General features: G+C 46.6%; 14 protein-coding genes. 3 read left to right on the forward strand and 11 right to left on the reverse strand.

What is annotated here, in order from left to right; translation table 11 throughout:
• Positions 1-161: 161 nt before the first annotated feature.
• From glmM to rlmE, 4 genes are all read right to left on the reverse strand, one after another.
• Positions 162-1,502 (reverse strand): phosphoglucosamine mutase, encoded by a 1,341-nt coding sequence (glmM, locus tag DI392_RS03125; protein WP_109318549.1) that lies wholly within the window; start codon positions 1,500-1,502, stop codon positions 162-164.
• Between the two features lie 76 nt (positions 1,503-1,578).
• Complete coding sequence (folP, locus tag DI392_RS03130) at positions 1,579-2,409, reverse strand: dihydropteroate synthase (RefSeq protein ID WP_109318424.1); 831 nt, start codon at positions 2,407-2,409, stop codon at positions 1,579-1,581.
• 94 nt (positions 2,410-2,503) lie between these two features.
• On the reverse strand, positions 2,504-4,447 hold the full coding sequence (gene ftsH, locus DI392_RS03135; RefSeq protein WP_181388349.1) for an ATP-dependent zinc metalloprotease FtsH: 1,944 nt from the start codon (positions 4,445-4,447) through the stop codon (positions 2,504-2,506).
• Positions 4,448-4,583: 136 nt separating this feature from the next.
• Positions 4,584-5,213, reverse strand: coding sequence for a 23S rRNA (uridine(2552)-2'-O)-methyltransferase RlmE (gene rlmE / locus DI392_RS03140; protein ID WP_109318426.1), 630 nt, complete (start codon positions 5,211-5,213; stop codon positions 4,584-4,586).
• 109 nt (positions 5,214-5,322) lie between these two features.
• Between rlmE and yhbY the strand changes: the two genes are divergently transcribed.
• Positions 5,323-5,619 (forward strand): ribosome assembly RNA-binding protein YhbY, encoded by a 297-nt coding sequence (gene yhbY / locus DI392_RS03145; protein ID WP_109318427.1) that lies wholly within the window; start codon positions 5,323-5,325, stop codon positions 5,617-5,619.
• Positions 5,620-5,706: 87 nt separating this feature from the next.
• Here the strand turns inward: yhbY and greA are convergent, their stop codons facing one another.
• The gene (gene greA, locus DI392_RS03150) at positions 5,707-6,180 is read right to left on the reverse strand and encodes a transcription elongation factor GreA (protein ID WP_109318428.1); all 474 of its coding nucleotides are present in this window, start codon (positions 6,178-6,180) and stop codon (positions 5,707-5,709) included.
• 355 nt (positions 6,181-6,535) lie between these two features.
• Entirely contained in the window at positions 6,536-7,528 is a 993-nt protein-coding gene (locus DI392_RS03155) for a porin (RefSeq protein WP_109318429.1), read from the reverse strand.
• Positions 7,529-8,077: 549 nt separating this feature from the next.
• Between DI392_RS03155 and dacB the strand changes: the two genes are divergently transcribed.
• Positions 8,078-9,502 (forward strand): serine-type D-Ala-D-Ala carboxypeptidase, encoded by a 1,425-nt coding sequence (gene dacB / locus DI392_RS03160; protein WP_109318430.1) that lies wholly within the window; start codon positions 8,078-8,080, stop codon positions 9,500-9,502.
• On the opposite strand, the gene tyrS is transcribed toward dacB, so the two are convergent.
• The 3 genes from tyrS to DI392_RS03175 form a co-directional block, all read right to left on the reverse strand.
• Positions 9,503-10,690, reverse strand: coding sequence for a tyrosine--tRNA ligase (gene tyrS, locus DI392_RS03165; protein WP_109318431.1), 1,188 nt, complete (start codon positions 10,688-10,690; stop codon positions 9,503-9,505).
• Between the two features lie 387 nt (positions 10,691-11,077).
• Positions 11,078-12,205 (reverse strand): bifunctional chorismate mutase/prephenate dehydrogenase, encoded by a 1,128-nt coding sequence (tyrA, locus tag DI392_RS03170; RefSeq protein ID WP_109318432.1) that lies wholly within the window; start codon positions 12,203-12,205, stop codon positions 11,078-11,080.
• 8 nt (positions 12,206-12,213) lie between these two features.
• On the reverse strand, positions 12,214-13,284 hold the full coding sequence (locus DI392_RS03175) for a 3-deoxy-7-phosphoheptulonate synthase (protein ID WP_109318433.1): 1,071 nt from the start codon (positions 13,282-13,284) through the stop codon (positions 12,214-12,216).
• 203 nt (positions 13,285-13,487) lie between these two features.
• Here DI392_RS03175 and ppk2 point away from each other — a divergent pair, with 203 nt between their 5' ends.
• The gene (gene ppk2 / locus DI392_RS03180; RefSeq protein WP_109318434.1) at positions 13,488-14,264 is read left to right on the forward strand and encodes a polyphosphate kinase 2; all 777 of its coding nucleotides are present in this window, start codon (positions 13,488-13,490) and stop codon (positions 14,262-14,264) included.
• A gap of 26 nt (positions 14,265-14,290) precedes the next feature.
• Here ppk2 and phoU read toward each other — a convergent pair whose 3' ends face one another.
• A complete protein-coding gene (phoU, locus tag DI392_RS03185) occupies positions 14,291-14,986 on the reverse strand; it encodes a phosphate signaling complex protein PhoU (RefSeq protein ID WP_109318435.1) in 696 nt (231 codons plus the stop codon).
• A 30-nt stretch (positions 14,987-15,016) separates the two neighbouring features.
• Positions 15,017-15,835 carry a phosphate ABC transporter ATP-binding protein PstB gene (gene pstB, locus DI392_RS03190; RefSeq protein ID WP_109318436.1) on the reverse strand — a complete coding sequence of 273 codons (819 nt, stop codon included), beginning with the start codon at positions 15,833-15,835 and terminating at the stop codon, positions 15,017-15,019.
• Between the last annotated feature and the right edge of the window lie 10 nt (positions 15,836-15,845).

Genomic DNA, 15,845 nt, shown 5'->3' on the forward strand with positions numbered 1-15,845 from the left:
CCCATTTCAGAGGCGGAGCAAATACTAGCGAATGCCTTCAATGCTGACAAGTAAAAATTACAAAAAAATGGTGCTGGACGTTTAAATGCTCAAATAAACGGCAAAATAAGACACCATCCCCCTCATTTATCGATTTAATACAGGAGAAGGCATCTTTCTATCTAGCAGCTGCTTTTTACCGCCTCAGCGATTTCTAAAGCAGAAACTTTAACTAAATCAGCGTCTTCACCTTCGACCATAACACGAATCAATGGCTCCGTTCCCGATTTACGCAGCAGTACCCGGCCTTTATCGCCCAACTTAGCTTCCACTGCCTTAACAGCAGACAACACCTCTTCCGCTTCCAGAGGATTTGAATCACCAGAAAAGCGTACATTCTCCAGTACCTGTGGATAGAGAGTCATCCCCTGAGACAGTTCTTTCAGGGATAAGCCAGAACCAACGACTGAGGCAAGCACCTGCAGAGCAGCAACGATAGCATCTCCGGTGGTCACTTTATCCAGCAAGATAATATGACCAGAATTTTCAGCCCCAATAGTCCAGCCTTTTTCCAGCAGTTTTTCCATGACATAACGGTCACCAACCGCAGCACGCTCAAATGGAATCCCCAGATTTTTAAGGCCATTTTCCATACCTAGGTTACTCATCAGGGTACCAACGACACCACCTTTAAGCTCACCACGACGTAATGCGTCTCGCGCTATCATATAAGCAATCTGGTCACCGTCTACCTTGTTCCCTTCGTGGTCTACCATGATCAATCTGTCGCCGTCACCGTCAAAAGCCAGACCAAGATCAGCCTGTTCGTCTACAACACGTTTTTGCAGTGCACGAACATCGGTAGCACCAACTTCCGCATTGATGTTGATGCCGTTTGGCTCAACGCCCATAGCAACAACATCTGCGCCCAATTCACTGAATACGGCAGGTGCAATGTGATAAGTCGCCCCATTCGCACAATCTACGACAATTTTAAGACCACTCAGGTGCAGCTTGTTCGGGAAAGTGCCTTTACAGAATTCAATATACCGTCCGGCGGCATCATTAAGACGCATCGCTTTACCCAGTTCAGCCGAATCCACACATTGCAGTTCTTTTTCCAGCTCAGCTTCAATCGCCAACTCGACTTCATCCGGCAGTTTAGTCCCTTCCGAAGAGAAGAATTTAATACCGTTATCGTAAAATGGGTTGTGGGATGCAGAAATCACGATACCGGCTTCGGCTCGAAACGTCTGAGTCAGGTAAGCAATCGCCGGGGTCGGCATCGGCCCTGTCAATGTCGCTTTAAGCCCTGCGGCTGCAAGCCCGGCTTCCAGAGCGGATTCCAGCATATACCCTGAAATTCGGGGATCTTTACCGATAATAACCTGTTTGGTTCCCTGCTGAGCCAGAACCCGGCCAGCAGCCCAGCCAAGCTTAAGCACGAAATCAGGGGTAATTGGAAACTGCCCTACTTTTCCACGGACACCATCAGTACCAAAATAACGTCTTTCCGACATAATCATTTCCTAATTTTTTATTAATTTGTATTGGTATAAGCCGAGCCAGCAAGCAATGTAACCCTTGCCGAAGCATCTTTTATTTATTCAATTGCAGCATTCTTACAACGGACAGGGCATCCAGCGTCTCAGCGAAATCATGCACCCGGATAATCTGCGCACCTTTCATCGCGGCAATAGTCGCACAAGCCACACTCCCCGCGACACACTCCGCTGGCTCTTTCTCAAGAACCTTAAAAATCATTGATTTACGGGAAAGCCCTGCCAGCACCGGATAACCTAAGCTCTGAAACCAATCCATATGAGCCAGAAGCTGATAATTATGTTCCACAGTCTTTCCGAATCCAAAACCGGGATCAATGATAATATTCTTCTTCGAAATACCCGCAGCAGCACACTGATCAATTCTGTCACGCAGAAACTTAACAACTTCCGGCAAAAAATCCCGGTAATTCGGATTGTTCTGCATCGTTTTAGGCTCGCCCTGCATATGCATCAGACAAACCGGGACATTTGCTTCTGCCGCGGCTTCAAGAGCTCCAGGTTCGGTCAATGAGCGAACATCATTGATAATATCGGCACCGGCTTCTACTGCCTGACGAATCACTTCCGCTTTACTGGTATCGACAGAAATCCATACATCAGAAAATTCTCGGATGGCTTTGATCGCCGGAATGACCCGATGTAATTCTTCTTCCAGTGTGACTTCTGCTGCGCCAGGCCGGGTTGATTCACCACCGATATCAATAACACTGACTCCGACTTCGATCATTTTTTTAGCCTGAGCAACCGCCAGTTCGACTGTGGTATAGCTACCCCCGTCAGAGAAAGAGTCGGGGGTTACATTGAGTATCCCCATCACATGAGCGTGATCGAATACGAGTTCTTTATTATTGGCTTGTAGTTTCATTTGATTGAATCACCTCTTTTCCCTACAGAGATGTAATGAGAAAACCCCCGGGGCAAGACCCGGGGGTTAGTTTTATTTAGCTGATAACAGACAATTACTCTGGATCTTTTTCTGTTTTGTCGGATTCCTGAGTCTCCGGTTTTTTAGCTTCCGCAGGAGCTGGTTTCTCAACATTCTCTGTTTTTTCAGCATCTTCTTTCGGCTGTGGCTGATGATTATCGCCCCAGCCATGTGGTTCACGTATCTCTTCCTTGCGCTCCATAAGGTCATCAATCTGACCTGCATCGATGGTTTCATACTTCATCAGTGCATCCTTCATCGCATGCATGATATCCATATTGTCTTCAAGGATTTCCTTCGCGCGGTCATAGTTACGGTCAATGATCAGACGAACCTCATCATCGATAAGCTTGGCCGTATCATCAGACATATGCTTCGTCTGTGTAACACTTCGACCCAGGAACACTTCACCTTCATCTTCAGCATACAGCAGAGGGCCCAGTTTTTCAGAGAAGCCCCACTGAGTCACCATCTTACGAGCAATATCTGTCGCTCGTTCGATATCATTAGATGCCCCGGTAGATACTTTTTCACTGCCATAAATCAGCTCTTCCGCCAGACGGCCACCATACAAGCTGGAAATCATAGACTCCAGATGCTGGCGAGACATGCTGATTCGATCTTGCTCCGGCAGGTACATAGTCACACCTAGTGCCCGTCCGCGCGGAATGATAGATACCTTATAAACCGGATCATGCTCAGGTACCAGTCGGCCAACAATGGCGTGGCCAGCTTCGTGATAAGCCGTCGAGGCCTTCACGTCATCCGTCATCACCATCGAGCGGCGTTCCGCACCCATCATGATTTTGTCTTTCGCCAGCTCAAACTCAACCATGGAAACGTTGCGTTTATTACCACGGGCAGCAAAAAGTGCCGCTTCGTTTACCAGGTTAGCCAGATCGGCACCAGAGAAGCCTGGAGTACCACGGGCAATCAGAGATGGCTCCACATCTCCGGCCAGAGGCACTTTACGCATATGCACTTTCAGGATTTGTTCACGACCACGCACATCCGGCAGACCAACAACAACCTGACGGTCGAAACGACCAGGACGCAACAGTGCTGGGTCCAGTACATCCGGACGGTTGGTTGCAGCGATAACGATAATACCTTCGTTACCTTCAAAGCCATCCATTTCTACCAGCATCTGGTTCAGTGTCTGTTCACGTTCATCGTGACCACCACCAACACCAGCACCACGCTGGCGACCTACCGCATCGATTTCATCGATAAAGATGATACAAGGTGCCGCTTTCTTCGCCTGCTCAAACATATCACGGACACGGGAAGCACCCACACCCACAAACATTTCGACAAAGTCGGAACCGGAAATGGTAAAGAAAGGCACTTTAGCTTCACCAGCAATCGCTTTTGCCAGCAATGTCTTACCTGTACCCGGAGGACCGACCATCAGCACACCGGTCGGAATCTTACCGCCCAGCTTCTGGAAGCGGCTCGGATCACGCAGGTAATCCACCAGCTCTTTCACATCTTCTTTTGCTTCATCACAGCCGGCAACGTCCGCAAAAGTCGTCTTAATTTGCTCTTCGCTCATCATACGAGCTTTACTCTTACCGAAGGACATAGCGCCTTTGCCGCCCCCGCCCTGCATCTGGCGCATAAAGAAAATCCAGACACCAATCAGCAAGATCATCGGGAACCAGGAGATGAAGATAGTGCCCAGCAGGCTCTGTTCTTCAGGTGGTGTACCCTGAACGCGTACATTCTGGTTCAGCAAATCGTCAAGCAGCTTCTCATCGTAGATCGGCATGTAGGTCACATAACGGGAACCGTCACGACGGGTAAAGGTTATCTCACGGTCATTAAACCGCGCATCTTCTATCTGGCCCTGGCCAACGTCTTGAACAAATCTTGTGTAATCAACTGTTCGGCCGTTATTTTCTCCAGGCCCGAAGCTCTGGAATACCGACATCAGAACGACAGCGATTACCAGCCACAGAATTAAATTTTTTGCCATGTCACTCAAGGTGTCAGCCTCTCGATAACTAATTGTAATTAAAGGTAGGGTACTACAGTTTCATAGCTGTAGCCACTGTGTAAAATTTCTTTGCTCACTTATTCTGTCCGAAATGAGGTATCCGGCACGGCAAGCATTAACCTTTGTAGCCACTGGCTACAATGTAGACCTCTCTTGATCGAGCTCTTGAGGAGTCTGGTTTCCTGACTTTCACAACCTTAAACAGGTCTCGAACGTCTTTCATATATTGATCAAAGCCTTCGCCCTGGAAGACTTTAACCACAAAACTACCATTAGGAGCCAGAACCTGTCGACACATATCTAACGCCAGTTCAACCAGGTACATCGCTCTCGGCTGATCCACCGCCAGATTACCGGCCATATTAGGGGCCATATCAGACATCACCACATCAACCATATCTGGTTGAATTCGTTCAAGTAACGCTTCTAATACGGCATCTTCGCGGAAGTCTCCTTGCAGAAAGCTAACCCCTGCAATTGAGTCCATCGGTAAAATGTCACAAGCAATTACCTGACCAGACTCTCCCACAATCTGCGCGGCGTACTGAGACCAGCCACCCGGCGCTGCGCCAAGGTCAACAACCGTCATACCGGGTTTCAGTAGCTTATCTTTGTCCTGTATTTCCTCAATTTTGAAGATAGCACGAGAACGATAACCTTTCTTCTTGGCTTCGTTAACGTATTTATCATCAAAGTGCTCTTTTAGCCACCGCCCGGAGCTGGCTGAATGTTTCTGTTTACTCATTCTCTTCCTATTTAGAAAGCCACTTCATCACGTAAAGTATAGTCTTCGTGATTAGATGGCGTTAAAATAGCATTTTTCAACCCCACAACTTAAGAAAATTGACCGCATAATGAACCTAAGCACAAAACAAAAGCAGTACCTCAAAGGCCTGGCACACAACCTTAAACCAGTTGTTCTGATGGGCGCAAACGGATTGACTGAGGCTGTATTAGCGGAAATTGAGATTGCTCTTAACCATCATGAGTTAATCAAGGTGAAAGTTGCCTCTGAAGACAGAGAAACCAAGCAACTGATTATTGATGCAATCGTCCGTGAAACGGAAGCAGAAAAGGTACAGACTATCGGTAAAGTGTTGGTTCTTTATCGTCAGTCTGAAGACAGAAAAATCGAATTACCAAGAAAATAATCGGAAGCACAGATTTCGGATTAACCGCAAAAGAAAAGGAGAAGGTCACCCTTCTCCTTTTTTATATCCGTCTGTTCACACTTCGGATCAGATGTATTCAACTTTATCGACTTCGTAGTCTTTCTCACCACCAGGTGTAGTGATAGCGACCTCATCGCCTTCCATCTTACCGATAAGGCCACGGGCAATCGGAGAGCTTACAGAAATTCGGCCGGCTTTGATATCCGCTTCATGGTCACCAACAATCTGATACGTTGATTCTGCGTCTGTATCCAGGTCAATCAGAGTAACGGTGGTACCAAAAATAATTTTGCCGGTGTTTTCCATCTTCGCCACATCAATTACCTGAGCAACCGACAGCTTGTATTCGATATCACGGATCTGTGCTTCACAGATGCCCTGCTCTTCACGAGCGGCATGGTACTCAGCGTTTTCTTTAAGATCACCAAGCTCACGCGCTTCAGCAATCGCTTGTGAGATCAGTGGACGACGTTTAACCAGTACATCAAGCTCTTCACGTAGCTGCTTTTCGCCACGTACAGTCATTGGAATCTTTTCCATTACTAAAACCTCTCATGCCAACATACTCTTTATTTCAGAGTTCTGTTTGGACAAAAAACTCCCACTCAACAATGGCTGAGTAGGAGATTGGAAATAAGTGAATTTAGACTAGTGTAAACAAAGATCCGGTTCAGGTCACCCCTAAACCTGTTTAACTGTCACAAAACTGACTTTATACCCTGGAAAGCTTAAGAAAAGGCTGACTATTTGATTTAAATAGTCGAGTGGAATCATACTGCCCTACGTCAAGATATTTATCCTTTAAGGAGTCTTACCCGTGACAACGACAGATTTAAAATTCCTGAGAAAACGCCTGCATTGAGTGCAGGCGTTTAGGGATACTTAAGAAAGTATCTTAGAATGTGAAGTACACACCTGCTACAGCAAGAGTGGTTTCATCACCGTCGACATAACCTGCATTATCTTCAGCTGTGTATTCAACAAAGCCTTTCAGGTTATCAGAGAATGCGTAGTCCGCACCCAGAGTATAAGCCGTCAGATCTTCATCAGCACCATCTTGGTCTGCTGTAAAGCCCGATACGTACAGGCGTGTAGCATCGATAGTATAATCAGCAGCGACACCAATAACGTCAGTGTCTACGCTATTAATTTGCTCATTTACATAGTGAGCTGCGATAGAAAAGTTATCAGCTGCATAGCCAGCTTTTACACCATAAATGTCATTATCACCCGTGTTTGAGCTATCGAATCCATCACGGTTGCCGTGATCCTGATAAGAAGCACCAACGTTAAAGCCAGACACGGTGTAAGAAGCAGACACACCGTATGCCGGGTCTAAATCTTCGTCTTCATTCATGTAGGTATCAGCAATCAGTACCAGGCCATTTGTCTCATACTTCATACCAAGAGTATGACCGTCTGATTCAAACGAGGTTGCATAATCATCCATGTAACCTTTACCTTCATTGGTGTTATCAATAGTGATAGCGTCCAGAGAGTCACCGAAATCACCAATTTCACCAACAGCGATACCAAAGTTATCACCAAACATCGCACCGAAATATTCATCATCCGTAGTCACGTTTTTATCGCCGCCATCACCAGCAACAAAACCAACGCCATTTTCTACTTCAAACGAACCAAATACTTTAACGACTTCATTCAGTTGATGTTCTGCATCGACCTGAACCTTAGCCCACAGATCAATATCCGGGTCATATGATTTATCATTTGCAGCAGTGTCACTGTCTACATCATAAGTACTTAGAAACGCATCCATTTCACCTGACAGGCCAAATGTAGTTGTGTCATTTTCGTAAACTGTCGCAGCATTTGCTGCACCTGAAACTAGTGCTGCCACTGCCAGCGCGATAAATTTCTTGTTCATCAGATTAATCCTTATTACTAATCCTATGTATTAAGTCTTTCTTATATAAGTGATATCAGCGCGAAACCGCGTTCAGGCGATGTTCGTGCTGACGTACACACATCAACGATTTAACCGCGCGACAACAATGCGGCCTAGTAAAAAGAAATAAATCCGCGGAACTGATATTTTTCAATCAGACATAAAACACCAAGATATTGAAATATAAATTTTTTTATTAAAAACTAAAATATTAAAAGATTACATTAAGATTGTTTTTTTACGTTTATTTGCTTTTTTTTGCCATAAAAACGTGACACACATCACACGCCATGATATTGCATTCATATTTAACAGGATTCATAGATAATAAAGCGGTAGTGGCAACTGACTACGTACTATTCAATAGCACAGGTGAAACTCGCCTATCACCAGGAGTTGGGTATACACTATGTTTAATCCCGGAAGGCACCTCGCTGGCTCGCACAAATCATCTATGGTGCGCCGCATTGCCACCAGCCTGCCTGCTGGTGATGAATTCCCGGGCAACTGTATATAATAGGGTTCGTTATGCGCATCATCTTACTAGCTATCACCTTCAGCATCGCCACCGTGTCACTTCCCAGTTGCGCTACGGGTGCTGGCCATTATTCTGCGCTGGACTATCTTCCTCAGGGCAGCCGCGCCAGTGTGTCGATACGCACACCAGATGGTAAAAATAAACTTTCACTGAACACAGAACAGATGTTCCCGCCAGCCAGCACCCTGAAACTGCTGACCGCTCTGGCCGCCAAATTGGAGTTGGGCGATAGCTTCCGCTTTACAACCCGGGCAGAGCTTTCCGGTGATGACCTTATTCTGCATTTTTCCGGCGACCCCACCCTGACTTCTGACGACTTACATGCATTAGTCCGAAAAATTAAAGCGGCAGGGATTAATCGAATCAAGGGTGATATCTGGCTGAATAACAGCGCCTTTACCGGCTATGAAAGAGGGGTAGGATGGCCATGGGATATTCTCGGCGTCTGTTACAGTGCGCCCGCCAGTGCAATTACGCTGGATAGAAACTGTGTTCAGGCCTCCATCTATACCCAAGATGACGGCTCAACCCGAGTTTTCGTCCCTGAACACCAGCCAATTAAGGTTGAAACCGAGGCGGTAACAGTGACAAAACAGGGACAAAAATCAAAACAGTGCGATCTGGAACTGATTACTTTTGACAGTAATGAGTACCTTCTTTCCGGCTGTCTGGTAAAAAGAGAGCATCCCCTGCCACTTAAATTTGCCGTTCAGGAAACGCATGCCTATACCGCTGCAGTGATCCGTAACCTACTACGGAAAAACGGCATTCGTTTTAGTGGCAACATTGAGCTCACCAACCAACGTAAAGGAAAACTTATCGCATCTCACACTTCAGAGGCTTTACCAACACTACTGGATGAGATGTTAAAACACTCAGATAACCTTATTGCCGATAACCTGACCAAAACCTTGGGGGCTAACTTCTATTTGCAACCGGGTAGCTTTAACACCGGCACTGAAGCCATTAAACAAATTCTGTTAACGAAAGCAGGCATTGATTTAAGCCATGCACAATTAGCCGATGGTTCCGGTCTTTCACGCAACAACCGGATTACCGCAACCGATATGATGCACGTGCTCGACTATATCTGGAAACATGACAATCAACTTCATTTATTGGCAATGCTACCGAAAGCAGGAGAAAGCGGTACGTTAAAATACCGTCGAAGTATGCGTAAAGCGCCTATCAAAGGACACCTTGCAGCCAAAAGCGGTACCTTATATGGCAGCTATAATATGGCCGGTTATAGTGTGGATGCATCAGGTACGCCTAAGGCCTTGTTTGTACAGTTTGTGACTGATTACTACCCTGATAAAAAAGGCGCAGAAAAAAAGGATGATGCCTCTGGCACCATCCCTCCGATTTTTCAATTTGAGCAGACATTCTATAACGATGTTATCAGCTATAAATAATCAGGCCACTGTCACTCGGGCAAACTTACGCTTACCAACCTGATACACTGCCGTACCCGCTTCAGGGATCAGTTTGGTATCTTCGATTTTAACACCGTCGATCTTTGCTGCGCCCTGACGAATCATACGCATCGCATCAGACGTTGAGTTCACCAGACCTGCATCTTTCAGCAGATTTCCGATAGCGATACCGGTACCGAATTCAAACTCGGGCATGACATCAGGAATAGCGCCTTTCTGGAAGCGGTTGATAAATTCCTGTTCAGCTGCATCCGCATCCGCTTCGGAATGGAAACGGGCGATGATTTCTTTTGCCAGCAGAATCTTAATATCACGAGGGTTTGTTCCAGCCTGAACATCCGCCTTAAACTGGGCAACTTCTTCCAGAGGACGGAAAGACAACAACTCGTAGTAGCTCCACATCAGATCATCGGAAATAGACATGATCTTACCGAACATTTCACTCGGCGCTTCGCTGATACCAATGTAGTTATTCGCTGATTTAGACATTTTCTTCTCGCCGTCCAGACCAACAAGAAGAGGCATCATCAGAACACACTGTTGTTTCTGACCACTGGATTTTTGCAGCTCACGGCCCATCAGCAGGTTAAACTTCTGATCCGTACCACCCAGTTCAACGTCAGTATGCATTGCAACAGAATCGTAGCCCTGCAGCAACGGATACATAAATTCATGAATAGCGATTGGCTGACCGCCAGCATAACGTTTCTTAAAGTCGTCACGTTCAAGCATTCGGGCAACGGTCTGGTTCGCAGCCAGACGCAGCATGCCTTCCGCACCAAGTTCCGACAACCATTCAGAGTTAAACTGTATCTTGGTCTTTTCCGGATCAAGGATTTTGAAAACCTGCTGTTTATAGGTTTCCGCATTCGCCAGTACATCTTCGCGAGTCAGAGGAGGACGAGTCGTATTCTTACCAGTCGGATCACCAACCATACCGGTAAAGTCACCAATCAGGAAGGTAACCTCATGGCCCAGTTCCTGAAACTGACGCAGCTTGTTCAGAATAACAGTGTGACCCAGGTGAATATCCGGAGCCGTTGGATCCGCACCCAGCTTAATACGCAGAGGACGTCCCTCTTTCAGCTTTGCAATCAGTTCTTCTTCAGGGATAAGCTCTTCTACACCGCGCTTAATTTCAGCCAGTGCCGCTTCAATACTCGCCATTCTTTGTTTACTCCCGCGAATTCGGCATAAATCTTTAATAATCGCGATATATTACTAAAAGGGGGAGAAATTTGAAATGAGTAAAAGACTTGGAGGGGAAAAAGGTTGGGATATAAAAAATATTCCCTCGTTCCCTCGCTCCTGCGTGGGAATGCATACCTGACTCAAAGCTAACATACGTCATCATAACTGGCTCGAGCAAACTAGCCTCTTTTTATTCAACGTATTTATTGTTGATTGTGCACTTGTCAATAAATAAGAAAAACTGGGGCGATATGTAGGTGCGAGGAAACGAGAATAGCAAGGAGGCGTGTATACGCATCGCACCTCTAAATTAAATATGCATTCCCACGCTGGAGCATGGGAACGAGAGTAAATGGCCGGGATCTAACCTCGATGGATAGAATCATTTGCCTGTTTCAGCAGCTTCTGGCTCTCCAGCATAAACTGAGCGGAATAGTCACCAAACCATTCACTGACTTTGTTAAAGCTCTCCACAAACTCTGCTTTATTATGCTGTTCCAGGATCTGAATAGCCTCACCAAACCGGGCATGGAAACGCTTGATCATGTCGATATTTTCCTCTGAAGACAGGATAATATCGCCGTACAGATTCGGATCCTGAGCAAACAAGCGCCCTATCATCGCCAGTTCCAGGCGATAAATTGGTGAACTCAGTTGCAACAGTTTATCCAGATCCGGGTTCTCTTTGCTCAGATGCATGCCATAGGCAAACGAGGTAAAGTGACGCAGCGCCTGAATCAGCGTCATCCCCTTGTCATGCTCTTTGGCATCCATAGCACAGACACTGGCTCCCCAGATAACAAACTGCTGTAGCAGCCATTGATAGTGCTCGCTGCCACGACCATCACAATGCACAATAACCTGTTTAGCCAGACTAGGGACATCCGGGCCAAACATAGGGTGCAGGCCAACAACCGGACCGGCATGGGTTTCCATCATCGTCTGTAGCGGCTTAGACTTTATCGACGTCAGATCACACAGAATGCAGTCTTCCGGCAAATCAGACAGCTTTCTGATCACACCTTCCGTCAGATGAATCGGCACACTGACAACCACGAGGCCTGCACCTTTGAGGATCTCATCCGCACGGTCCCAGTCCTTGCTGCCGAGCACTTTGACCTGATAGCCTGACAGGGTAAACATCCGTTTAAACAAACCACCTAACTGCCCTTTACCACCAACGATCACAACAGAACGCAGTTCAGGGTTCAGACATTTGAAGCCGGAATCTTTTTCACTTGAATAAGATTCCCGCATGGTGCGACGAAGAATATCTTCTATCAGCTGAGCCGGTACACCTTGCTTTTCCGCCTCTTCCCGGCGCGATGCGAGCATGGCCGCCTCGCGATCCGGGGCATAAATAGGCAGGCCGTGTTTACTTTTTACTTCTCCGACTTTTTCCACCAGAGCCAGACGGCGAGCCAGCAAGGCCACCATCTGCTTATCTACTTCATCTATCTGATCACGTAATTCGTTTAATTCAACGGCCATAGGGTTCCTTACTTAATTCGATCCTGCAAAAACGGAATCAGCTCTTTATGAGCATGACGCAGCAGAGTCTCAGTGGTATCCCAGTTGATACAAGCATCTGTGATTGACACACCATACTTCATCTCATTCAGAGGAATATCAGATGGCTGGTTGCCCTCATTCAGATGACTTTCAATCATCAGACCGATGATAGATTTATTACCTTCACGGATCTGATGAATCACATCTTCTGCCACAAGAGGCTGACGAGAGTAGTCTTTGCGGGAGTTTGCATGGCTACAGTCTACCATCAGTGCAGCGTCCAGACCCGATTTTGCCATCTCTTGTTCACATTCAGCAACCGATACTGAATCATAGTTGGTCTGCTTACCGCCACGCAGGATAACATGGCCGTTTTCGTTACCCTTTGTCGTCAGCAGCGCCACTTTACCTTCATGGCTGATCCCCATAAAGCGGTGACCTGCAGAAGCTGCCTGCATGGCATTGATTGCTGTCGACAGGCTGCCGTCGGTACCGTTTTTAAAGCCGATAGGCATAGACAGGCCACTGGCCATTTCACGGTGAGTCTGAGATTCGGTCGTACGCGCACCGATAGCTGCCCAGCTGAATGTATCAGCAAGGTACTGCGGGCTGATCGGATCAAGTGCTTCGGTTGCCAGAGGAATTTCCATCTCAGCCAGCTCCGTCAGTAACTGACGTCCAACATGCAGGCCATGCTCAATATCAAAAGTACCATCCAGATGCGGGTCATTGATCAGCCCTTTCCAGCCAACGGTTGTACGTGGCTTTTCAAAGTAAACCCGCATAACGATGTACAGTTGATCACTAAGCTGCTCAGACAGTGCTTTCAGACGTTTGGCATACTCTTTGGCGGCTTCAATATCGTGAATGGAACAAGGACCACAGACAATCAGCATACGGTGATCTTTTTTGTGGATGATATCCGCAATTTCCTGACGAGATTTCTGGATAAATGCACGTGCTTTCTCACTCAGAGGAATTTTGGCTTTCAGCTCCTCTGGAGTAATTAAAACTTCTTCATTAATAATATTGATGTTACTTAGTTCACTCTTATGCATCTCACTCACCGTATATTTTTCTTTACACCCAAAAACTTCAGCGTACTCTTTAAAAAACTGTTAAGCACACCATACCAGTATATGCTCAAGTTTCAAGTGTACACATTAAAAAACATTTATGTAAACTTATATTTACACCAATTAATACCAATACCCGTTTTATCTTTTCTATACTTAACAGAACACTGACGTGGGAGCCTGTGATGGGAAAACTAAAAAAAGACACCTACGAGAAAGAGCTGGAACTACTTCAGATCGAGCTGGTAAAGCTGCAGGAATGGGTAAAAAAACAGGGACTCAAAGTCGCCGTCATTTTTGAAGGGCGTGACGCAGCAGGTAAGGGAGGAACCATCAAACGTATTACGGAACCTCTTAATCCTAGGGTATGTCAGGTAGTGGCTCTTCCTGCCCCGACCGAAAAAGAAAAAACGCAGTGGTATTTCCAGCGTTATGTCTGCCACCTTCCCTCCGCCGGCGAAATCGTTCTGTTCGATCGAAGCTGGTACAACCGTGCTGGTGTTGAAAAGGTTATGGGGTTCTGCTCCGATGACGAATACGAAGAATTCCTTCGCTCCTGCCCTGAATTTGAGCGTATGCTGATCCGGTCTGACATTATTCTGATCAAATACTGGTTCTCAGTGTCAGATGAGGAGCAGGAAAAACGCTTTCTTGAACGGATTAATACTCCCGTCAAACGCTGGAAGTTCAGCCCGATGGATCTCGAATCCCGTAACCGCTGGGCGGAGTATTCCGAAGCCAAAGACCGTATGTTTGCCTATACCGATACCAAACAATCACCGTGGTGGGTAGTTCGCTCCGATGACAAGAAAAAAGCTCGCCTCAACTGTATCAGCCATTTTCTGTCTCTGATCCCTTACGAAGAAATTGACTATCCACCAGTGGAACTTCCGGAAATCAACAAAGAGGGTTACATTCGCTCACCTATCGATGATCAGTCACATATTCCGGAAATATACTAGGGCGTGTTGTCTCTGGTGAGAAGTCATCAGATATATTTATCAATGTCGTCATTTTCCAGATGCCGAACATCTTTCCCTTTAACAAAATAGATAATGTACTCACAGATATTCTGGCAACGGTCACCGACCCTTTCGATAGCCTGAGCCGACCACATGACCTGCAGAATGTTCGGGATGTCCTGCGGATTTTCCTGCATATAAAGCATAAGCTGATGCAGTACTGCTTTATATTCTGCATCCAGATCATCATCCAGCTTATAGACTTCAGCGGCCGCATCTGTATCCATTCGGGCAAATGCATCCAGAACCTGGTGCAACATAGCGATCGCCCTACGGCATAGCGGTTCAAGGGAGACCTGAAATTTCTGCTCGTTAGGTGAAGGGGTTTCTATCGCAATGTAAGCGATTTTCGCGGCCACATCACCGATTCTTTCCAGATCAGTGATTGTCTTGATAATCGCCATAATCAGCCGTAAGTCTCTTGCGGTAGGCTGACGTTTGGCGATAATCCGGGTGCAGGCTTCATCAATGGTGACTTCCATTCCGTTCACCTTATGATCATCACGAACGACTTTCTTTGCCAGTTCGATATCCTGCTTGTGAAGAGCCTGCATTGCAAATGAAAGCTGCTGCTCAACCAATCCCCCCATGGTAAGAACGTGGGTCCGGATAGCCTCAAGTTCAGCGTTAAACTGTCCTGATATATGACGGCCTAAGTGCATTATTCTCCCTCTGTTTTATACGCCGGATAGTTAACCATACCTGCCCGTTATATAATCTTCTGTCTGTTTTTGCTGTGGAGACGTAAAAATTGAATCTGTATCACTATATTCAATTAACCGCCCCAGATGGATAAACGCCGTATGGTCACTCACCCTGGCAGCCTGTTGCATATTATGAGTAACAATCACCACTGTGTACTTAGTTTTCAATTCGTTCACCAGTTCTTCAATCGTCAGCGTCGAAATAGGATCCAGTGCCGAAGTCGGCTCATCCAGAAGTAACACCTCTGGTTCTATCGCAATAGCACGGGCAATTACCAGCCTCTGTTGCTGCCCTCCAGAAAGCCCGAAAGCATTTTCATGCAGCCGATCTTTTACCTCATCCCAGAGAGCAGCCGCTCTGAGTGAGCGTTCCACCGCATCATCTAATGCCCTTACCGACTTCACCCCCTGCAAACGCAGCCCGTAAACCACATTTTCGTAGATAGACTTGGGAAAAGGATTTGGGCGCTGAAACACCATGCCTACCCGGCGGCGCAAGGTGGCCACATCCACATCAGGATGGTAAATATCTTTACCGTGGAGCCTCACTGCTCCTTCTATCCGACAGCCATCCACCAGATCATTCATCCGGTTAATGCAGCGTAGTAACGTCGATTTACCACACCCGGACGGACCGATAAAAGCCGTCACCTGGCCTTTAGGTATTCTCATCGAAATATCGCTGAGCGCCCGGCTATGCTGATAGTACAGGTTCAGCCTCTCGATTGAGATAGAAGTATCTTTATCGTTGAGGTTATTAACATCAAGTGGTGGCTCATAGCCCAGAGCCGGATTGACAGACAGCATAAAGTTTGGC

This window comes from Vibrio albus, from assembly GCF_003144035.1.
GTDB classification, from domain to species: domain Bacteria; phylum Pseudomonadota; class Gammaproteobacteria; order Enterobacterales; family Vibrionaceae; genus Vibrio; species Vibrio albus.